General features: G+C 57.5%; 17 protein-coding genes and 3 pseudogenes. 11 read left to right on the top strand and 9 right to left on the bottom strand.

Features of this window, described 5'->3' with window-relative positions:
- From A3CW_RS53675 to A3CW_RS49280, 3 genes and pseudogenes are all read left to right on the top strand, one after another.
- Positions 1-379 (top strand): hypothetical protein (locus A3CW_RS53675; RefSeq protein WP_211254128.1); only part of this gene is annotated, 379 nt, incomplete at its 5' end.
- Complete coding sequence (locus A3CW_RS0140580) at positions 376-1,692, top strand: IS701 family transposase (protein ID WP_028208633.1); 1,317 nt, start codon at positions 376-378, stop codon at positions 1,690-1,692. The genes A3CW_RS53675 and A3CW_RS0140580, both read left to right, overlap by 4 nt.
- Positions 1,693-1,888: 196 nt before the next feature.
- A pseudogene (locus A3CW_RS49280) lies at positions 1,889-2,918 on the top strand (IS110 family RNA-guided transposase); the annotation flags it as partial.
- Positions 2,919-3,258: 340 nt separating this feature from the next.
- Here the strand turns inward: A3CW_RS49280 and A3CW_RS0140570 are convergent.
- The 4 genes and pseudogenes from A3CW_RS0140570 to nifX form a co-directional block, all read right to left on the bottom strand.
- On the bottom strand, positions 3,259-3,825 hold the full coding sequence (locus tag A3CW_RS0140570) for a nitrogen fixation protein NifQ (protein ID WP_028208632.1): 567 nt from the start codon (positions 3,823-3,825) through the stop codon (positions 3,259-3,261).
- 16 nt (positions 3,826-3,841) lie between these two features.
- Entirely contained in the window at positions 3,842-4,150 is a 309-nt protein-coding gene (gene fdxB, locus A3CW_RS51680) for a ferredoxin III, nif-specific (protein WP_081772041.1), read from the bottom strand.
- A gap of 15 nt (positions 4,151-4,165) precedes the next feature.
- Positions 4,166-4,366 carry a CCE_0567 family metalloprotein gene (locus A3CW_RS54115; RefSeq protein WP_245623865.1) on the bottom strand — a complete coding sequence of 67 codons (201 nt, stop codon included), beginning with the start codon at positions 4,364-4,366 and terminating at the stop codon, positions 4,166-4,168.
- A gap of 75 nt (positions 4,367-4,441) precedes the next feature.
- Positions 4,442-4,855 (bottom strand): annotated as a pseudogene (gene nifX, locus A3CW_RS54110) (nitrogen fixation protein NifX); the annotation flags it as partial.
- A 139-nt stretch (positions 4,856-4,994) separates the two neighbouring features.
- Here nifX and A3CW_RS51675 point away from each other — a divergent pair.
- A protein-coding gene (locus A3CW_RS51675; RefSeq protein WP_154678192.1) for an IS5 family transposase occupies positions 4,995-5,800 on the top strand; the annotation gives its coding sequence in 2 pieces (ribosomal slippage) (positions 4,995-5,343 and positions 5,343-5,800; 807 coding nt in all).
- A 27-nt stretch (positions 5,801-5,827) separates the two neighbouring features.
- On the opposite strand, the gene nifN is transcribed toward A3CW_RS51675, so the two are convergent.
- The 4 genes from nifN to A3CW_RS0140540 form a co-directional block, all read right to left on the bottom strand.
- Positions 5,828-7,183 (bottom strand): nitrogenase iron-molybdenum cofactor biosynthesis protein NifN, encoded by a 1,356-nt coding sequence (nifN, locus tag A3CW_RS0140555; RefSeq protein ID WP_028208630.1) that lies wholly within the window; start codon positions 7,181-7,183, stop codon positions 5,828-5,830.
- Positions 7,184-7,205: 22 nt separating this feature from the next.
- On the bottom strand, positions 7,206-8,699 hold the full coding sequence (gene nifE, locus A3CW_RS49270; RefSeq protein WP_051482048.1) for a nitrogenase iron-molybdenum cofactor biosynthesis protein NifE: 1,494 nt from the start codon (positions 8,697-8,699) through the stop codon (positions 7,206-7,208).
- Positions 8,700-8,928: 229 nt separating this feature from the next.
- Positions 8,929-10,575, bottom strand: a complete 1,647-nt coding sequence (nifA, locus tag A3CW_RS0140545) for a nif-specific transcriptional activator NifA (RefSeq protein ID WP_028208629.1) — start codon at positions 10,573-10,575, stop codon at positions 8,929-8,931.
- Between the two features lie 446 nt (positions 10,576-11,021).
- A complete protein-coding gene (locus A3CW_RS0140540) occupies positions 11,022-11,954 on the bottom strand; it encodes a LysR family transcriptional regulator (RefSeq protein WP_028208628.1) in 933 nt (310 codons plus the stop codon).
- Positions 11,955-12,410: 456 nt separating this feature from the next.
- Here A3CW_RS0140540 and A3CW_RS0140535 point away from each other — a divergent pair, with 456 nt between their 5' ends.
- The 4 genes and pseudogenes from A3CW_RS0140535 (at position 12,411) to A3CW_RS49260 (ending at position 16,525) form a co-directional block, all read left to right on the top strand.
- Positions 12,411-13,124, top strand: a complete 714-nt coding sequence (locus A3CW_RS0140535) for a hypothetical protein (protein ID WP_028208627.1) — start codon at positions 12,411-12,413, stop codon at positions 13,122-13,124.
- Complete coding sequence (locus A3CW_RS51670; protein ID WP_245623864.1) at positions 13,121-14,221, top strand: ATP-grasp domain-containing protein; 1,101 nt, start codon at positions 13,121-13,123, stop codon at positions 14,219-14,221. Before A3CW_RS0140535 ends, A3CW_RS51670 begins: the two co-directional genes overlap by 4 nt.
- A gap of 136 nt (positions 14,222-14,357) precedes the next feature.
- Positions 14,358-15,671: an ATP-grasp domain-containing protein gene (locus A3CW_RS49265; protein WP_051482047.1), complete on the top strand. Its 1,314-nt coding sequence runs from the start codon at positions 14,358-14,360 to the stop codon at positions 15,669-15,671.
- A gap of 51 nt (positions 15,672-15,722) precedes the next feature.
- A pseudogene (locus A3CW_RS49260) lies at positions 15,723-16,525 on the top strand (IS5 family transposase).
- An 8-nt stretch (positions 16,526-16,533) separates the two neighbouring features.
- Here the strand turns inward: A3CW_RS49260 and A3CW_RS0140500 are convergent.
- Positions 16,534-17,442 carry a LysR family transcriptional regulator gene (locus A3CW_RS0140500; RefSeq protein WP_028208623.1) on the bottom strand — a complete coding sequence of 303 codons (909 nt, stop codon included), beginning with the start codon at positions 17,440-17,442 and terminating at the stop codon, positions 16,534-16,536.
- A 251-nt stretch (positions 17,443-17,693) separates the two neighbouring features.
- On the opposite strand from A3CW_RS0140500, the gene nodB reads away from it, so the two are divergent.
- The 3 genes from nodB (at position 17,694) to nodI (ending at position 21,003) form a co-directional block, all read left to right on the top strand.
- On the top strand, positions 17,694-18,359 hold the full coding sequence (gene nodB, locus A3CW_RS51665; RefSeq protein ID WP_081772040.1) for a chitooligosaccharide deacetylase NodB: 666 nt from the start codon (positions 17,694-17,696) through the stop codon (positions 18,357-18,359).
- Positions 18,360-18,786: 427 nt separating this feature from the next.
- Positions 18,787-20,019: a chitooligosaccharide synthase NodC gene (gene nodC, locus A3CW_RS49255; RefSeq protein WP_051482046.1), complete on the top strand. Its 1,233-nt coding sequence runs from the start codon at positions 18,787-18,789 to the stop codon at positions 20,017-20,019.
- A 69-nt stretch (positions 20,020-20,088) separates the two neighbouring features.
- Positions 20,089-21,003 (top strand): nodulation factor ABC transporter ATP-binding protein NodI, encoded by a 915-nt coding sequence (nodI, locus tag A3CW_RS0140490; protein WP_028208622.1) that lies wholly within the window; start codon positions 20,089-20,091, stop codon positions 21,001-21,003.
- Positions 21,004-21,006 lie beyond the last annotated feature (3 nt).

The following is a 21,006-nucleotide window of genomic DNA, read 5'->3' as shown; positions in this document are numbered from 1 at the left end:
TGACGATGTTACCGCTGCATTGTGGACCGCCGTTCTTTGTCACCCGCGCTGCCTGCCACCCTACTATCTGCTATACAAGTTTCACGCGAACCGGGGCGAGCTTGGCGAGGCGAAGGAAGTTGCAACCAAGGCTTTGACAGCTGCAGCGCGGGAAGCGTCAATTGACATTGACTGGTGTGCGGTACAGCCAGGCGACACAGATTTCACGATTCCTGGACCGGCACGCTTTTGGCTCTTCACGCTGAAGGCGCTGGCCTTTATCAGCGTTCGCCGCTGCGAACGCGCGGTTGCCATAATCTTACTGTGTCACAAAATAAAACTCGCAGCGAGGCGATACCTAGTACCATTGAATAATACAGACTTCAGGCGATCGCGATGAGAGAAGATGCCGACGAATTTGACGCATATCTGAATCATCTGGGGCATGCGTTAGGGCACGCCGATCGTCATGCCGGCCTCAAGGGTTACTGCTCGGGTTTGTTATTGCCACTGTCGCACAAGAGCGTCGAGCCGATGGCCGCGCACATTGATCCACTTCACGCGAGCGCGAAACACCAGTCACTCCACCACTTTGTGGCCAAGGCAGACTGGTCTGACCATGCGGTCTTGCAGCGGATACGCGAATGGGTGATGCCCGCGTTAGACGCACATGCTGCTGAAGAAAGCGGCTACTACTGGATTATTGACGACACCGGCTTTCCAAAGAAGGGACGTCATTCGGTCGGGGTGGCACGTCAGTACTGTGGGCAGCTCGGAAAGCAGGACAACTGTCAGGTCGCCGTGAGCCTGTCGATCGCGACGCAACGCGGCAGTTTGCCGATTGCCTGGCAATTGTATATCCCCAAGGAATGGATTGACGACCGGGAACGTGCCCGTCGCGCTGGCATTCCCGACGATCTGGCTTTCGAGCCCAAGCCGCAGATTGCGCTGGACCAGCTTCGCGAGGCTATAGCATCCGACGTTGCGCCGGGCATCGTGCTGGCCGATGCTGGGTACGGCGACGAAACCGCTTTCCGGGATGGCGTAACTGAATTGGGTTTGTTGTACGCGGTAGGGATCCGGTCGGTCACCTCTGTGTGGGCGCCAGGTACGGCGCCGCTTCCGCCCAAGCCCTGGAGCGGGCGCGGCAAGCCACCGACTTTGTTGCGCCGTGCGCCCGGCCATGAACCGATCGCGGTGAAGGAACTGGCCATGCAATTACCCGTTAACGCCTGGCAATCCGTAACCTGGCGGGAAGGCAGCAACGCGGCACTTTCCTCACGCTTTGCCGCTGTACGGGTTCGTCCCGCACATCGCGACACTTGGCGAAGCACCGTTTGTGACGAAGAATGGCTGCTTATTGAATGGCCCGATGGCGATACGGAGCCGCTCAAATACTTTCTCACTACCGCCCCCGAGGAGGCGACACTTGAGCAGCTTGTGTTCGTGACCAAAATGCGCTGGCGCATCGAGCGCGACTATCAGGACCTGAAACAGGAGTTCGGGCTCGGTCATTACGAAGGACGAGGCTGGCGTGGCTTCCACCACCACGCCACACTGAGTATCGCTGCGTATGGGTTTCTGATGGCTCAGCGACTCAGAATGCAATCAGATGGACGCGATAAAAAAAACTTCCTTAAACGCGCGCTGCCTGCCCTTCCCTCCGATTACATCCCTCGGGGCGGTCCAGCGCGCTCAACGTCACGTTCCTGACTCCATTACTACGTTGCGCATCCTGCTTGGACAAAGACTCATGCAACGATGGCTCTCTTCCTCTGCGACAATAGAGCGCGCAACTAATTATGTGACACAGTACGACTAAAAAGCTCCTTGCCAAGCTGCGCCGGCTGCACCCGGCCGACTGCGTCGGCTTCAACGTGATGGAAGCCCTTCTCGCACAATTCGGGCGCCCGACGACGAGACCAAACTGCACGCCCTCATCGCCGAACTCAAGGTGCATGGCCGCCTTCTCTTCGTTGTCGACCAGCCCTCCACCATTGGCGCATTGCCGGTGGCCGGCGCGCGCGATGAAGGCGTTCTGGTTGCCTATCTGCCCGGACTGGCGATGCGCCGCATTGCTGACCTGCATGCCGGTGAAGCCAAGACAGACGCCCGCGACGCCACAATCATCGCCGAGGGCGCCCGCTCGATGCCGCATACACTGCGCTCGCTTCGGTTAGCTGATGAGCCGCTCGCCGAGCTGACCATGCTCTGCGGCTTCGACGACGATCTCGCCGCTCAAATTACACAAACCAGCAACCGCATTCACGGCCTGCGCACCCAGATTCATCCCGCACTTGAGCGCGTTCTCGGACCGCGCCTCGACCATCCAGCCGTGCTTGATCTACTCGAGCGCTACTCGTCTCCAGCGGCGCTTGCAGCAACCAGCGAGAAGACGCTTGCCAACTGAACTGGGTGAACAGGCCGTGATCGTGCCCGGGACGCAGGCCGCCACCATCGTCATGCCCCGTCTAGCCCAGCAGCTCGCCTCCTTGCGCAAACAGCGCGACGAAATCGCCGCCGAAGTTGAGCGGCTGGTGCTTGCTCACCCTCTTTGGCCGGTCCTGACCAGCATGCCTGGAGTCGGCGTCAGGACCGCCGCAAGACTCCTCACCGAGGTCGCGCACAAAGCATTCGCTTCGGCAGGTCACCTGGCGGCCCACGCTGGCCTCGCACCAGTTACCCGGCGCTCAGGCTCATCCATCCGTGGCGAGCATCCGTCCAGACGCGGCAACAAGGTGCTCAAACGGGCATTGTTTCTAGCGGCCTTCGCCGCCTTGAGAGACCCCGTCTCACGGGCTTACTACGCACGCAAGGTCCAGCAGGGCAAGCGGCATAACCAGGCGCTCATCGCACTGGCACGGCGCCGCTGCGACGTCCTGTTCGCCATGCTGCGAGACGGCACCTTTTACGAACCCAAGTCAGCCCCAGCCGCTTGACGAACCACATAGGGCCCCCCCCCGCCGGGCCACCAGTAAACGGTAAAACTCTCTAAAAGGCTCTCCGCGTTTAGCCACGCGCATTCCTTTTCCGAGGCAGCAGAAGCCAGCGCCGCCGCCGCCACCAGCGCAGCGACCATCAGAGCACCACAGAGCACCCTCTTTAACTTCTTCATAACTGTTCCCCGCAGACTAACGTTAATATTCCTAATCGTTTTTGATTCATATCACTCGCCGTACTGTGCACCACATCACACACATTACGTGATTCATCCTGCAACCGTTAGAAGAAGGCATCAAATATATCTATATTGATCCGAGTCGCCACTGATCCGCAAAATCATTCCGGCCCAAAGCAACTAGAATATTCCGCACACTCCCCACAGCTTGAGGCCCGGCACACGTTCAACGCTTCGCTCCTGCAAAGTTCCTTGTAGAGAAACTTCTTCCACTTCATGCCGTGAACGTTCTTTTCAGCAAGCGCCGGAAACCAGTACTCGAGAAGCGCCGACAATTCGCCGCGCGAAGAAAGGCGTAGCTCCTGCCACAAATGTTTTTTGCCTGCGCAAGCGCAGGCCAGTGCGTGAGAAATGCAATGGATCTCGGTCGTTGTGCCTGCCCCCGGATTGGCGTGTGTCTTTAACAACGTTACAAGATCGATGTCGTCATAAGACGGTCCTAGTTGTGAATCTGCAGCCGGCGCGCCAAAGTAAAGGCCCAGTGAACTCTCAGCATCGGGGAACCAGCGAGCAAGCAGCCAGTGTGTCTCCTCGGCATCCAGTCCGGGGATAGGCAATCTTTCCGTACCGCCTTCGTCGACCGCGGCTGCGAGCACACCGGCGACCGCAAGCACCGTCAAGTCGTCCGGGTTTCTCGCATAGCGCATTAACGCCGCGTAGTAATCCATAGGAATCCTCGCTTGCTCACACTTGAGCCGCAGCATGTGTGTAGCATCCTTTCGGGCATATCTTCGCACATGCCGTGCAGCCAACGCAGAGACCTCGATACGCAATCGTCATGACCTTCCTTTCATGCTCGTCCTCGTCTTCATCGTCATCATCCAGTGGAACATGATCGCCCGCTTCATCGATGCCTAACAGTTGAAGTACGCCGCGAGAACACACCCGGAAACATCGCCCGCAACCGATGCATTTTTGTTCATCGAGTGAATCTACAAAGCGAGGTATCCAGACCTCTCCGCTTGGGAGTATCACACTAAAAAGATGGCTCATTTGGAGATCCGAAGTTTAATCGGAAGCCGAAACTGCGGTCTGACGTGCCTGCATCAGCGCGGCATGCGCGTCGTGACAGCGTTGCGCGACTACCATTATCTGCTCCCAACCCGTTGGCAGTTCTTCTGACAGATCGTGCAGATCCATCTTCGCCTGCGTGGCCAACGAGTTGAGTTTTTTCAGGCGCGTCTTAAGTTCCCGCGAATCGTTACTCATCATGCCCTCCTTATCGGACGACGCACTACAGGCGTCACTGGCAACATGAACCGCCATACTCGAAGATCGGCTTTGGCCAGATGGCAACTCATCGTCCCCTGCAAAATCGTACGATCTGCCACGTTCCCTGGTGAGCTTCTTGCGCAACCACGGAGCCGGCGAGCCTTTCAGAACCCTGCTCAGCTTGATTAGAATTTCTTCGATCAGCAACGGCTGCGGCACTTTCACTGGATGGACATTAAGTGCTACAACGCGCGCAGCCGCAGTACCGCCTATGGCCGCGACATACAAGATCGCGCAGTCGCGGATCACTTCGAGCTTCGGCGCAAGTTTCTCATCATCGCCGTCCTGCACCAGCTTGTCGCCGAAATCAAAAATCTGTAAAAGTGTATGCTCTTCCGTCGTCACGTCGTAGACCGCAATGCTTTTCGCCCAGCCAAAATGAGCGTCGACGTGCACTTTGTCCTGTGTCGCAAATGCGATCTTCATGCGCTGGTCTCCTCATAAAGTTCAAGTTACGGCATGTAACACCCTTCTCTTAGAAGTGGTTTCAAAAAGAGCTCGTAGGGGCTGTTAACCCGTAACGCAACCTGTTAACCTCGATCGTTGTGACAACAGGATCGAGGAGATGGGCAAACCAATCATCAACGACGAACTGTGGGCACTGATCGAGCCTCTGCTACCACCGGCGAAGTTACGCCGCCTCAAGCATCCGGGCCGCAAGCCGGTACCGGATCGCGCTGCGCTGACCGGCATCTTGTTCGTGCTGAAGACTGGCATCCGCTGGCGAGATCTGCCAGCGGAGATGGGATGCGGCTCTGGCGTCAGTTGTTGGCGCAGGCTACGCGATTGGCAGCAAGCCGGCGTGTGGGATCGACTGCACGCACTGCTGCTGGAGAAACGGCGAGCGGCCGAGAAGATCGACTTCTCCCGCGTCGTCGTCGACTCATCGTCGATTCGTGCGGTTGGGGCAGGCGAAAAACTGGCCCGAACCCCACCGATCGAGCGCGACCTGGTTCCAAACACCACATTGCCACCGACGCCAACGGCACGCCGATCGCGGCAATCCTGACCGGCGCCAATCGTCACGACGTCACCCAACTGATCCCGTTCATCGAAGCCATCGTGCCGATTGGCGGCGTGCGCGGCCGGCCGTTGAGTCGTCCCGGCCGTGTCTACGCCGACCGCGGTTACGATCATGACAAGTACCGACGCATCCTTCACGCGCGCAACATCCCCACCAGCATCGCGCGGCGCGGCCACCCGCACGGTAGCGGCCTTGGAAAAGTCCGTTGGGTCGTCGAACGTACACATGCCTGGTTGCATAACTTCCGCCGTCTACGCATTCGCTTTGAACGTCGTGCAGACATTCACGAAGCATTCCTCAAACTCGGCTGTTGCTTGATCTGCTGGAACACTCTTCAGCGAACTTAACAGCCTTTATGAAACCGTCTCTTAAACCTAACCCGGAACCGAAACATCAAGACCGCCCGATGATTGCGGCAGTTTCCAGTCGCCCGGATGAGGTTCCGAGATCCCCTCGACCATGAGATTGGCAATCTCGAAAATAAGATTCATTGTGCCGCGATAACCTATCTGGCAACGATGGGCGTTGCCGACGCGGTCAAACACCGGCAAGCCCGCGCGCATCAGCGGCTTTCCGAGGCGACCGGCCATCTGCCTGCCGTGCGAATGCGTGATCAGCAGGTCGCAATTATTCGCGCCTCGTTCCATGTCCTCCAGGTCCCCCAATATGACTTGGCTTGCCGGCAACAGCGCATGCGATGCCGAAGCAGTGGTACTGATGCAAACAGATAGTTCCGCACCCATTTCACGGAGCAGCGAACCGATCGAAAGCAGCAGGTCCGGCTCCGCACCGATCGCCACTTTGAGACCACCAGTATGAAAATGGCTGTCGAGCATCGCATCCAGTAGCTGGCTGCGCTGCCGGCGATACCGGGCCGGGACTGCACGCCCCGAAAGTTGTGCAAGGCGATGCAAGAACCGGTCGTTCGGCTCCAGCCCCGTTAGCCGCTCGAGGATCTCGAACGGCACGCCGGCAATTGCTTCGAGCGTCTTGGCGGCGTCGCGCGTTTGCTCACCCACGCCAATCGTGAATGACGACGCCCCCGCGGCGCGGATCTGATCAATCGTCGTTCCGCCCAGCGTCGTGCCACGCCACGCAGAATCAAGGTGGCCGTCGAGGGAGCCGGAAACATCTGGAAGCACAATCGGCTCCAGTCCGAATGCGCAAATAATCTCGCGAAGCTCGTCGATGTCGCCAGGCGATAGATGACTGCCCGGCACCAGATTGATCTGCTGAGGTACCGTCGGCAACGGCTTCACCAGTGTCTCGACGATCGCGGTCACAGCGCGCCTGTAGCCGTCCTCAAAGGCACCAATATAGTCCGGTGTCGATACGAGGATAAGTTCAGTATCGTCCAGTTCGCGCTTGCGTTTTCGCACCATCGCAAGGTGCCCCTCCACATCTTCGCCGTTCGTCTCAGTCAGGCCCGTCGTGCAGAGCAAAATGATCTTAGGCGCCGCGCGCTTGCGGATGTTCAGCAGCGCTGTCTCTACGTTCTCGTATCCGCCGAGAATCGTGGTGACCTCGCTCATCGCCGTTGTTTGCAGCGGAATGGCTTCTTTGAAATGGCGCACCAGTAGTACGAGCGCGAAGGACGTACAGCCCTGCGAGCCGTGCATTACCGGCATGCATGCATCAAGACCCATGGCTGCATACGTCGCGCCGAGCGGTTGACTCATTCTTAGGGGATTAACGGTACAGGCTTTTCCAGACTCAACGACTATCGCCATGATATGTGCCCCACTCTGAAACTCAACTCGATACCGCCGCGCGGAAGTTCCAATCGTAGGCCTCACCGTCTGCGCCCCGCGGAACCGGATTGATGTGCGCGGAAGACTTAAGAATCCCCTCGCGATGCACTAGCCCTTCGTCGTCCCACGGCGCAGGAATACGCACCTGCTGCCAGACTGGGTTCTGGATTGCACGGTCGATCTCCTGCACCAATTTAACAATGCCCTCGTAGCCAGCGTATGGATGGTGTCGCTCCTGATTCACGTCGAGCCACGGCACGCGCGCCTTAAGTGCGACAAACTGCGAGCGCCCGCCAGACAGCATGATGTCGGCCTTCGCATCCCGGAGCATGTTGTACATCTCGCGCGCCGTCAAATTGTCGACCATGCGCGTGTCATCGCCCATGATCTCCTTGATTCTTTCCTTATCCCCCTCCGTGCTTTTCTTCACACTCGTGCCGACGATCTCGAGCCCGATCTCCTGCAGCGCCGCGACCACCGACCATGACTTCACGCCGCCCGTGATGAGCAGCACACGTTTGCCATCGAGCCGCTGCCTGTACGGAGCAACGCGCCCCCATACGCGCGCCTCTTCTGCCTTGACAAGGTGCTCGGTGCGCACGATAAGATCGTCCGGCGCGCCCCGCTCCACCAGTAGCCTCGCGACCCCGCGCAGCGCGTCGCTCATGTCGCCAATTCCATAGAATGAACCCTCGAGGTATGGAATACCGTAGCGCTTCTGCATTTTTGTCGCAACGTTGAGCATGGACTTGGAGCACACCACCATGTTGACCTTCGCGCAGTGTGCGCTCGCGATCTCGCTGTAGCGGCCGTCTCCCGAGATGCAGGACAGAATCCGGATGCCGAGCGCCTCGAACAACGGCTTTATCTGCCACAACTCGCCCGAGAGGTTATATTCACCGATAAGATTGATATCGAATGGTGTCTTGTAAGCCGGCTCGCGCGTGCCGATGACGTAATCGAGGATCGTCTCCCCTGCGAGCTTGTTGCCGAAGTTTTTGGATCCTGCGAAACCGGGCGCATTCACCGGTATGATGGGCTTACCGAACTTTTCCGACGCGTGCTTGCATACGGCGTCTATGTCATCGCCGATCAATGCGGTCACGCACGTCTGATAGACGAACACGGCGGGCGGATCGTACTTTTCGAAAATTTCACGCAGACTCCTGAAGAGCCGCCTCTCGCCGCCGTAAATTACATCGAGTTCGTTAATATCGGTTGTGAACGCAGTGCGGTAGAGAGTCGGCCCAGACGATGCCGAATGGCGGTTGTCCCAAGAGTTTCCTTCACATGCAATAGGCCCGTGCACCAAGTGTGCAACGTCGACCACGGGCTGCAATGCGATCCGCGCGCCGTCGAATGCGCATCCGCCAGCGGCCGCCCCCGGCGAAACCTGCTTCGAACAGCCTTGCTTGCGCTCCTTTTCGCTCTTCGCCAGGTTCTTTGCGCAACCCGGTTCGTTGAAGATCTCGACAGCGCTCGTCTTTAGCCACATCGTAGAGTCCCGACGATAGAAGTCCACGACTACAGGCAAATTGCGTACCACCATCGCAGCCCAAGTTAGCGGTCATAGCGGCGCTATGCCGAAGCCAGATTTGTCGTTCTTGTTACCTGCGTTGAAGAAGTTGAACTAATCACTACAGTGATCCGACAGGCAAGAGCCTGCCTGCCGGTAGTCTTCTCGCCCAGTCTCTCCAAATGCATGCGCGCAACCGCCGCGGCCGTCAGAAGCGGCGCAGCTTGATCCCGTGTTTACGCAGTGCGTAGCCGATCTGCCGCGGCGTGATATGGAGGAGTCGTGCGGCCTTCGCTTGTACCCATCCACAGCGCTCCATTGCCCACACAAGCTGTTCCCGCGCGCTCCCCGGCATGTCGCTACCGCTTCGCGTCTCGAAGCTACCCTCATTCCAATCACCGGCACTTACGCTCGACAGGGCATTCGGCACTTCACTGTTTGTAGCGTCCAATGTGCGGGCAGGACGCACAGCGTCTTCTCGTTCGATGTAGTGCAGTTCTTTGGTGAGGCACTGGCCTCTCTCACACAGAAAGGAAAATCGATCTATCGTGTCGTGATCCGCCATGGTCGCGGTACGCTCAACGCAATTTTCCAGCTCGCGCACATTGCCAGGCCAGTAGCAGCTGGAGAGAACCCGAAACGCTTGTTCATTGAAATGCAAAGATCGACGATTGTCGCGGTTAAAGCGATCCAGAAAGTGCTGTGCCATTGCCGGGATGTCCTCACGGCGTTCGCGCAGCGGCGGCAAAAGGATACTCACGACGTTGATGCGGTAGTAGAGATCCGCACGAAATTCCCCCGCCTTCACCATTTGTTCGAGGTTGCGGTTCGTGGCGACGATCAGCCTAACGTCGACTCTTACCGGGGTGGTGCCACCCACCCGCTCGAACTCTCGCTCCTGCAAAACCCGCAACAATTTGGCTTGGAACGAAGGCGAAATGTCGCCGATCTCGTCGAGTAAAAGTGTCCCGCCGTGTGCCAGTTCAAAACGCCCTTTGCGTTGATATTGCGCACCGGTAAACGCTCCCTTCTCATGGCCAAACAATTCGCTTTCTAGCAGTGTTTCAGTGAGCGCCGCACAGTTCACTGAGATGAACGGCTGGTCCTTGCGGGGCGATAACCCATAAATCGCACGCGCGATCAGCTCCTTTCCAGTTCCGCTCTCGCCGCGCAAAAGCACCGTCGTCCGCGTAGGCCCTACTTGATGAACCTGCGAAAAGACGCGTTGCATAGGGGCAGATTCTCCGAACACATTGTCGATACGATACGAAGTCTGGTCTGCATTGACCGCTCGTCTCATCTCCTGTCGCGCGGTTTGGTGCATCTGCCCCGACACACCATCAAGCAGAAGTGCCTGGCCCATTGACGCCGCGACGACCTTCATGAGTTGGAGGTCGCTAGCAAAGGCGCGCTGTCCGTCCGTATTCTCGCAGAACGCAACAATTACGCCGAGCGGCCGCCCTTCATACCTGATCGGCGCCCCGAGCAGTGCCACATGCTCACCTTCCCATTCGTCAAGCATATCGATGCTGTCCACGAAGAGTGGTTCATCACGCAGTCTCGCCACGACCACGGCCGAGTCGTTGGCGTGTATTCGCCCCAATACCCCGTCATTGGGCAGGAAACGCAGACGTTCACGCCAGCCCGCCGACAACCCCGTGCCACACAGGCCGCCCAGATGGCCGTCTGGCTCAGCGACCGCAATAAACGCGGAGCGCCATCCGCACGCATATGAGAGGTAACGCAAAGATCTCTCCAACGTCCTTTCGGTATCTCGTGACGAGGTCAACGTCTTTACTACTTCGTAGACCACATCAAAATTGAGATGACTCTCATTGACATCGAGATGCGACATAGATCTGAACTCCGGAAATTGCACGTTAGCACCGCGGGACCCGGGTCCCGGGTCCCAACACAATGAATGGCGGCGCTACATTTGCGCAAGCCACGGTGAATTCTTGCCGCAACGGGCACGAAATCCGACAAAAGCAGACAGAGACGACACAATCGCAGTCGCGGTGTCAGAGATGCGACAAAGAACACGAGGTATCTTTGTGCGCAGATGGGATACTACCGAAAAAAAACGTAGGTTTTACGACAAATTTAGATCTGTCCGGCAGTCTATGTTTAAATGTATGAGCCGCGCACTTGATTTGTGAGGAATTAGCATGACTGCGCGTGAATTATAGAATACGCGTCACTTAGCGTTAATGCTGGATTCAAAAAACAAGACGTTATCGTCTGCACCTCCATTTGGCGCGCCGAAGTTCGGCCCTTCGACGCGTTTGTCTCAGAGGTTCATCAGTTTGAAGCACGCAGTGGCAAGCCTGCTGACGCTCCGTCGTGTGCACCGTCTCCAAGAGTACTCAGTTGCAGCGAACGGAAGAGAAAACGCTGAAGTGCGTTGGCCGCAGACGAGCGGTCTTCTAAACGCCCAGGACTAAAGAGACCGAATTCCGCCACCGGCGGGAGCGGCAACCCTACTGCGCCGGGATCGATCGCACGCATCGTATCGCGGCGCACCTGCCAGTCCAGAAGCAGCGCAACGCCGAGCCCGGCCTCAACGGCTGACTGAACCGCAGAGAGGCTCGTGCTTTTGCAGGCCACGCGCCAAGCGATACCTGCTTCAAGCAACGTGGCAAAATAGCTCTCCTGCCACCGGCATGCACCGCCGAATGCAACAATCGGCAGCGGACCGTCTCCGAGATTATCGTTGCGCGTGCGCGCAACCGCCCAGCGAAGGGGATGTCGCCAGGTGACGAGCGGTTCCGCGGGGATCAGAGCTGGATCACCAATCGCGAAATCGAGTGTGTTGCTCATGAGCCGCTGCGATAAGGCCGGACTCGCATCAACGACGATCTCCAGGGCTACATCAGGAAACAATGTCGAAAATTGCCGCAGTGCATGGCGGAGGTGACTCATTGCGATGTCCTCGGGAATTCCGATCTTCACGGTACCCGCAACTTCACCCGAAGTAAGGGCGGAACGGGCCGCAAGGCCAATTTCGAGCAGCTTGTGTGCATACGGCAACAGAACGTTGCCCGCAGAGGTCGGCTTCACGCCGCGCGGGGAACGTTCAAGGAGGCGCTGGCCGACTGCGTCTTCGAGCCGCCGAAGGGCCATGCTGACGGCAGCCTGTGTACGATGTAGCTCCATGGCAGCATTGCTCACACTGCCGGCTTCCACTACCGTCACGAACGTACGCAGTAGCGTGCTGTCGAGATCACGAATCATCAATTTCCCTCATTCAAACATAAACATTATCAACTTATACCATGCATACCGCTGCGGTTAGTATCCTTCCGTCGCTCACGTAGAGAGCATGGGTGAGCAAAAAACGAATGAGAACGATGCCTAGATACGTGTTGCAAAAAGCATTCGCTGTGTTTAAGGAAACGATTGGGCCAGTTGTCGGTTGACAGAAATCATTTCGATGCGATGGCGTTTGCCAAAGCAGACCGCTCTGCAAAGAGCGCCCCAATTTGGGGCCAACCGAGAGCGGTGGGCCTTCAACGCCTTCTCGTCGCACAACGACCGGTGCGCAGCTTCGACGCCAAGCGTGGGGACTTTCGCAATCCGAGGGAGCCACCATTGCTTCGTGCGACGAGAATTCGTGTCTCCGGTTCATGCGCCGCCGACCCGCAACCCAGCGCGCCGCGTTCGCTCCTTCTCATCTTATCTGGAGATCACATGAATACACCCAACGATCGGGTTCGCTTCGAGGCGCTTGCCAAGCACGCCATGGACCAGATACTCGCGATTTCGCCGGAAACCGTTGCGTTCCACCGCGGCGACTGGATCGACGGTGAGTACTATCGCCGCCACCTCGTCGAAACCGTGTTACGCATCCGGCTCAACAACGAAGTAGGCGCATTCGCGCTTTACAAAGTCGGCCGCGAGGATAACTCGCTCGCGCAGATGCTCGCGCAGCACCTCGCACAAGAATATGGGCAAGAATGCCATCTTCTGCATGACCTCGAGAGGTTCGGCCTGACCGCAGCAAGCGTGGACAGCATTAGACCATTCAATAGTACAGACAAGCTAATCGGATATCTCTACTTCAGCATCGTCCGCGATGGCCCCCTCGCTACGATGCTCTGGAACTGGTTGCAGGCATGGTATTCGGGCCGCTACAACAAGGTCATCGCGGAATCAGCCGCGCGCGCATTCGGGCACGACCACGTAAAAGGTACGCTCAGCCACATTGAGTACGCCGAATCGCGCAGCCTGGAAGACTCCACATGGATCGCGCTCAAGCTCGCGATCGGCGGCTGGGGCGGAATGGGAAAAGCAGAGATCTATTTGAACAACTTTGTCGGAATGATTCACGAGTATTTCGAAGAGTTGCGTGTCGCGACCCTACCCCGGCCGGAACCCGGCACAGAACAGGCAGCATTCAAATGACCGCCATCATCGTGATTGAGCCGCGTTCGTCCGGGACCGCGCTTGTCGCCTCAGCTGTGCGCCTTGGCGTGGCCACCCACGTGTTTTCGGCCAACTGCGATGAGCTCCCCCTGTCACGCAAACTGCAGGCCGCTACGGTGCCGTACACGATGGTAGACACTGCCTCGCCGAACGCCGTGGCGGTCGCCGCATGCGCCATTGGCGTCGATGCGATCGTACCCGGTTGCGAATACGCAACAGGCGTAGCAGCTGAATCAGCGGCGCTCCTCGGTCTTCCACATTTGCAGCCGGAAGCGGCAGCACTCACGCGCGATAAATACTGCAGCCGCATGCATCTCGCCGCCGCCGCACTGGCGGTTCCTGTGTTCGCCCTCATCGCACATCATCGCGACGTCATGACAGCCGCTTTACACGTAGGTTTTCCAGCCGTCCTCAAGCCTGTCCGCGGCGGAGGCATGCATGTGACGTACGTCAATTCCCTTTCCCAGTTGCAACTTGCGGTCGAGTGCGCAATGCATCACGGCGTTGTCGATATCGACCATAAGACCGGCAACGTGTTGCTCCTTGAACAGTATCTGGAAGGCCCAGAGTACTGCATCGAAGGCTACGTCAGCAGCCAGCACGGACCCCGCGTCGTCGCAGTAATCGAAAATCTCTTGGGCGCAGAGCAGAATTTCACAAAATTGGGCCATTTTGTCGAAGCCTCTTTGACCGCGGACCAAGGAGCCGCGCTCGTCAATTACGTAGAGCACGCCGCGGCGCAGATTGGACTGACCCTCGGTGTTTTCCACGCCAAAGTGCGCATAACACGCGACGGTCCGGTGCTGATCAAGATCGCGGCCTGCCTCGGAGGTGATCGCATCTATCGGCTGACCGAACTCAGCAGGTCAATCGATCTGCCGGAAATAGCGATACGCAGCCACCTCGGCGATCCCGAGCCAGCCCCCGACGCCGATGCAAAGCCTCCCGTGTGTGTTACCGGCGTACGGTTCTTCGCACCTGTAGGCGACGCGGCCGCCGTCGAACGCGTTCGCGCCATACCAGGTTTCCAGGAGGTGGAGGTCCATTCTCATATCGGCAGCACAGTGCCACAGTGAGCGGCGATGAGCGGCCGTGTCGGCCATGTGCTGTTCATCGCGCCAGATCGCCAGACCCTTGATTTGCGCCTTGCCGAAGCGCTGAGAACGCTCGGATCCCGCCGGGCCTGTAAAGATATCGAACGGTTTGCCCTTCATGACAACCAACAACCCCGCCCCACGTAGCCGCATAGTCGTGCTTAACCGCTGGTCTGACGGCTTTGCAGCTTACCATCGCTACATCGATCATGCGGCGAATAACGTCGCTTATATCTGCACGCCGAACGGCGCGGCTGCGCTCGACGCCTCTCAAACCGCGCACGTCGAAGAGCTATCCGACATCCTCGATGAAGACGCGCTGCATAAGGCGATGACCTCCTGTCAAGCGGCGCTCGGCGGCATCGACAGACTGATCGCATTGTCCGAATTCGACCTTCTGAAGGCCGCGCGACTGCGCAATTCGTTCAATATTCCTGGCGATCTTCACGATACCGTCGTCCGCTTTCGTGACAAGGCCGTTATGAAGCATACCGTTGCTGCCGCGGCCCTGCGTGTGCCACGCGTTGCAGCGTTGGAAGATGTGGTCTTTGCGAAAGCAAATTCGTCCCCTGTAATGCGCTTTCCGATCATTGTAAAGCCACGTACCGCAGCCGCAAGCCTAGACGTACGGCTCATCGACACCCGTACGCGCTTGGATATGTTGTGGCCGACACTACCGCTGGTTGAGTACGAGTGCGAGGAGTACATCGAAGGGCCCGTCTATCACGTTGACGGTTTCGTGCGAGACAACACATGGGTAATTGCGCGCGCGTCCCGCTACATCAACACCCGTCTTCAGTTTGCACAAGGAAAACCCCTAGGCTCGGTGATGCTCGACCCGGGGCCGCTCAATGATGCTGTGCTTGAATTCGCGGCGGCGTGCCTGAAAGCGCTCGCCTTGCGTAATGGACCGTTTCATCTCGAGATAATCGGAGCTTGCGACGGATTTTATTTTCTGGAAGTCGGTGCCCGTGTCGGCAGCGGGGAAATTCCCTTTCTTTTCCATGAATTGTACGGCGTCGACCTCTTCGACCTCTGGGTCACCCACCAATCAGGTGACGAGGCGCGGTTCGCCGCACGGGCGCAGGCGGCGTCAGTCGCGTCAACCTCGCCCACACGCGGTGGATTCTTGATGCTGCCAGAGCCCGTCGGCAAGATATTCGTCGACGCACAATTGCCGAACGCTATCCCGGGGCTTTACAAAGCTATCTTCCCGGTGAGACGTCACTTATTCAACGGTTCCAGCCGCTCTAGCAACATCCTCGCACGCTTCCGCTATCGCGGCGCATCGGAGGAAGAAATCGACAGGGCAATTCGCGCGACGTTGCGCGATTTCCGATACACGCTGGCCGAAAGCGTGGGCTCGCCGAATAGCAGTACACGTGACATCACGCTAAGAGACGGTTTCAAAAGAGTTCATAGGGCCTGTTAACTCGTAACGTAACCCCTTAACCTCGATCGTCGTATCAACAGGATCGAGGAGATGGGCAAACCAATCATCGACGGCGAACTGTGGGCACTGATCGAGCCACTGCTCCCACCAGCGAGGCCACGGCGCTTCAAGCATCCGGGCCGCAAACCGGCACCGGATCGGGCTGCGCTGACCGGCATCTTGTTCGTGCTGAAGACCGGTATCCGCTGGCGAGATTTGCCAGCGGAGATGGGGTGCGGCTCCCGCGTCAGTTGTTGGCGCAGGCTACGCGATTGGCAGCAAGCCGGTGTATGGGATCGATTGCACCTAGTGCTCCGGGCGAAGTTGAGGGCGGTCGACAAGATCGATTTCTCGCGCGTGGTCGTCGATTCGCGCAGTTGGGGCGGGCGAAAAAACTGGCCCGAATCCCACTGATCGAGCGCGACCAAGATCCAAGCACCACCTCGCCACCGACGCCCACGGAACACCGATCGCGGCAATCCTGACTGTCGCCAATCATAACGACGTCCCCCAAGTTGTTCCGCTGATTGAGGCCATCGTACCGATTGGCGGCGTGCGTGGGAGGCCTTTGAGCCGTCCCAGCCGCGTCTACGCTGACCGGGGTTATGACCACGACAAATACCGACGCATTCTTCACGAGCGCAGCATTCCCACCTGCATCGCGCGACGCGGCCTCCCCCACGGCAGTGGCCTTGGAAAGATCCGTCGTCGAACGTACACATGCCTGGTTGCATAATTTCCGCCGTCTACGTATTCGCTTCGAACGTCGCGCCGACATTCATGAAACGTTTCGCAAACTCGGCTGTTGCCTGATCTGCTGGAACATCCTTCAGCGGGCTCAACAGTCTTTATGAAACCGCCTCTAAGCAAGACTTTGCGCCTCCTCCAGCAATAGCTCGCGCATCCAGATACTTGCAGGATCACCGTTATGCAGCGCAGGCCATTGGATAGCCTCAGTAAAAGTGGATAGCGGGAGCGGTACTTCGGCGATCCGCAGAGGAGAGGCCTCCCCGAGATGCCTGGCAAGCCTTAATGGGATCGTCGCAATGCGACGGGTACCCGATAGCACCGACGGAATGAGCTGAAAGGTCGGGACGACGACCTCTTCGCGCCGTTTGAGACCGAGATCTAGTAGGAAAAACTCTTCGATCGTAGGCCTGCGTGCCCGCCCGAACCTCACCGTCACGTGTCCCATGGACATATACCGGTCAAGCGGAAGCTGCTCCGACAACTGCTTGTTGGCGGGACAGCCTACACACACGAGCTTCTCGTCGAAGAGCGGCGCTTTCGGGTGAGTATCCGGCAGGAATAGATCGGGCAGAATCAAAAAATCGGCGTCGCCACGCCGCAGCAAATCCCCAGGCTCGTCGTCTGGGAAAATCAATTCGAAACTGACCGCGGGAGCCTCGCGTGCAACGCGCTTAATGACCTTCTGGAAATAGACGAGCGTCATGAAATCAGAGAGGCAGACCCTGAACCGGCGATCCGACTTGGCCGGCTGGAAAACGTCGCGCGAGATGATGGAAAGCTGGATATGCGATAGAGCCTCCCGCACCGGTCCGGCAAGCTCTATCGCTCGTGATGTGAGCACGAATTCTCGGCCTCTCATCACGAAGAGGTCGTCGCGAAAATAGTCTCGTAACCGCGACACCGCTGCGCTCATGGCAGGTTGACTCAAATTGATATCGCGTGCAGCAAGCGTGACGTTACGCTTCGCCATCAATGCGTCCAACGCGACGAGAAGATTCAGATCGAGGCCTTTGAAGCGCATTTTTAATAATCCGCATTATGGATGACACATATCGAAAGAATAAATTGTACAAATTTATTGAGGTGCCGCAAAGTTACGGCAATTCAGCTTGACATGCAAGTCATTGATATGAGTATTCCTGTCGTTGTACTGAACGACACTCGACATCCACTCCCAGATATTGATCTACTACGCGGCATTTCGCGATTGCGACTGTGGCTGTGGCTGGTTCCAAGGCAGAAGGTGACTCATCCAAAGATGAGTGAAAGACCATGAGAAGACTCATCGATTGTGAAATGCCGCAATCTATTGCGGAAGTGCCAAACGAGCGCGAACGTAACGGTGAGCGTAAGGTTTACCTTACCTTTGACGACGGACCACACCCGATATGGACCCCGAAAATACTAGATCTGCTGGCGCCTCAACGGGTACCGGCAACCTTCTGTGTACTCGGTGCCTACGCGGCTGAGTATCCGGAACTGATCCGGCGCATGGTTTCGGAAGGCCACGCTGTCGCGAATCACAGTCTCTCCCATCGGGATTTGTCGAAATGTGGGCCAGGTCAGATACGGCACGAGATAGCAGAAGCGAACGCGCTTATCCAGCGTGCTTGCCCAGCGGCAGCGGTGCGATATATGCGCGCGCCCTATGGCAAATGGACGAACGACGTTATCTCCGAATCCATGAAAGCGGGACTAATGTCACTCCACTGGTCGGTAGATCCACGAGATTGGTCCCGTCCGGGTGCCGAGGCGATTGTCGATTCTGTACTGACATCCGTTCTGCCCGGCTCGATAGTACTGCTGCACGACGGGGCTCCTCCCGAAGAGTGTGACTTGCATCATCGCGATGCTTCGCGCGTGCAGACTGTCATTGCACTATCGCGCCTGATTCTAGGATTGAAAGAAAGGGGCTTCGTCATCAGTTCACTTCCGTAAGTTCAATGGAAAATCTCGCTTTACGAGCATCTCTGACCTCAAACTGCTCGACAGGTGGACGATATACTCCATTAGAAACGTCTTACCAATAGATAAGTATGCGCGTGGTCTGCGCGCCGACGATCATGGATAGAACTAAGGAAATACTGACCCCGAAGAAGGCGTTGGCTGATCTGACTTTCAGCCGACGCCGATGGAAGCGTTTTGTCGACCTCCCTACCATGAGGTACGTTACTGGACATTTTTCTCGCACGCCATAACAGCGTCTTTCCTGCTCCATGAAGAAACGCCAACTCTACAGGCACGAGAATAATTGCCCCTCGAATCGCCCGTGAACCTGGATGGTATTACCGTGGCTGACTCCCGCGCCATCGCTCCCGGCAGGCCTGTACTGAGAATCCCAACGTCTCCTAGCACACCGACCCCGATGAACATTCCTGCCGCAATCAACACGACATCTGTCCTATTATACGCGTCACTTTCGGCCATCTATAAGAGCGCGCAGGTTCTTCACACTCTGCCGACCAGCGGCCCACCTGCATGCATCAAGATATCCGACACCGCGTATTTGCCGGACATCGACATCATCGTCCCGTGCTTTAACGAAAACCCAGAAACGCTACGGGCGTGTCTCGACTCGATTGGCGCCCAGGATTACGCGGGCGCCATCAGGGTTCACGTGGTCGATGATGGATCCGCCAACCGCGATGCGTTGAACGTGGTGTATCGGGAGCACGAGCATGATCCGCGATTCAACGTCCTGCTTCTTCCACAGAATGTGGGAAAGCGTAAAGCGCAAATCGCCGCGATACGTTCTTCGACCTCAGAGCTCATACTTAACGTAGACTCGGACACCACTCTGGCGCCGGACGCAGTAAAGAAACTCGTGCTGACAATGAGCGACCCATCGGTCGGTGCAGCCATGGGTCAATTGGTAGCCAGCAATCGCAGCGACACGTGGCTGACGCGCCTGATCGATATGGAATACTGGCTTGCGTGCAACGAGGAGCGCGCGGCTCAAGCGCGCTTTGGCGCTGTGATGTGCTGCTGTGGGCCGTGTGCAATATACCGGCGCACAGCGCTTCTTCTGCTGCTGGACCAGTACGAAACGCAAATGTTCCGTGGCAAGCGCAGCGATTTCGGCGAAGATCGCCATCTGACGATTCTCATGCTCGCGGCGGGCTATCGAACGGAGTACGTTCGAGATGCAGTCGCCGCGACCGTGGTTCCAGATAAGCTGCGACCGTACCTGCGCCAGCAATTGCGCTGGGCGCGCAGCACCTATCGTGACACGCTGCTCGCCCTTCGCCTTTTGCCTCGTCTTAACCGCTACCTAACTCTTGATGTGGTAGCGCAGAACATTGGCTCTCTGCTGCTCGCCATTTCAATGATCTCCGGCTTTCTGCAGATCGTGCTCACAGCCACAGCTCCTTGGCAGGCATGCTTCGTTATTGCTTCAATGACGATGGTCCGCTGCTCCGTTGCTGCCATTCGCACTCAAGAGCTTCGATTTCTTGGATTTTCAGTGCACACACTCATCAATCTTTTGCTCCTGCTTCCTGTAAAGGCATACGCTCTATGTACCTTGGACAACAGTGACTGGCTTTCCCGCAGTTCTGCCGTCCAAGACCGCGGCGAGCACCATGTTCCCAAGAGCTAGTAATGCGTAGCCTCGCGCGCTCGCTGCGGAATCTTCCTTAAACAGTGGTCTGTATAAATTTCTGGCTCCATGTCTAATGCAACGATCACCTTCTCGAGTGTAAGGAAATCCTACGGCGGTAAGCTTGCTGTCGACGGATTGTCCTTCCGTGTGGAGCCCGGCGAGTGCTTCGGTCTGCTCGGGCCTAATGGTGCCGGCAAAAGCACTACCACGCGAATGGTGCTGGGTATGGCGATGCCTGACGCAGGCGTGATTGCCGTCCTTGGAGAACCGGTGCCAGCGCGGGCACGCCTGGCGCGCAGGCGCATAGGTGTCGTTCCCCAATTCGACAACCTGGAGCCAGGTTTTAGTGTGAGCGAGAACCTGCAGCTCTTCGGGCGATACTTTGGGATGAGCACAGGCGAAATCGAGGCGGTGGTTCCATCCTTGCTGCAGTTCGCACGCCTCGAGGACAGGGCTCACGCACGCGTCACCGAGTTATCGGGCGGGATGAAGCGCCGCCTAACCATTGCACGCGCGCTCATCAACGATCCGCAACTTATTGTCATGGACGAACCGACGACTGGGCTAGATCCGCATGCGCGCCACCTCATCTGGGATCGATTGCGCTGTTTACTCGCACGCGGCAAAACAATTCTTCTCACTACTCATTTCATGGAAGAGGCAGAGCGATTGTGCGATCGGCTATGTGTAATCGACAGAGGACGCACCATTGCTGAGGGGGCACCTGATGCATTAATCCACGAGCAGATTGGAAGTCACGTTATCGAGATATATGGCGGCAACCCACATGAACTCAAAGCGCTGCTGATGCCGTTTGCGCAGCGTACAGAGGTAAGCGGTGATGCACTGTTCTGCTACACGGCCGATCCACAACAGGTATGCACTCAACTGCGCGATCGCAAAGGTCTGCGTATTGTGCAACGTCCCGCGAACCTGGAGGACGTTTTTCTTCGGCTGACCGGACGAGAAATGAAGGATTGAATA

Origin of the sequence: Paraburkholderia nodosa DSM 21604 (assembly GCF_000519185.1) — a bacterium.
Classification (GTDB): Bacteria; Pseudomonadota; Gammaproteobacteria; order Burkholderiales; family Burkholderiaceae; genus Paraburkholderia; species Paraburkholderia nodosa.
Note: the sequence above shows the minus strand (reverse complement) of the source record. Positions and strands in the feature narration are given on the sequence as shown.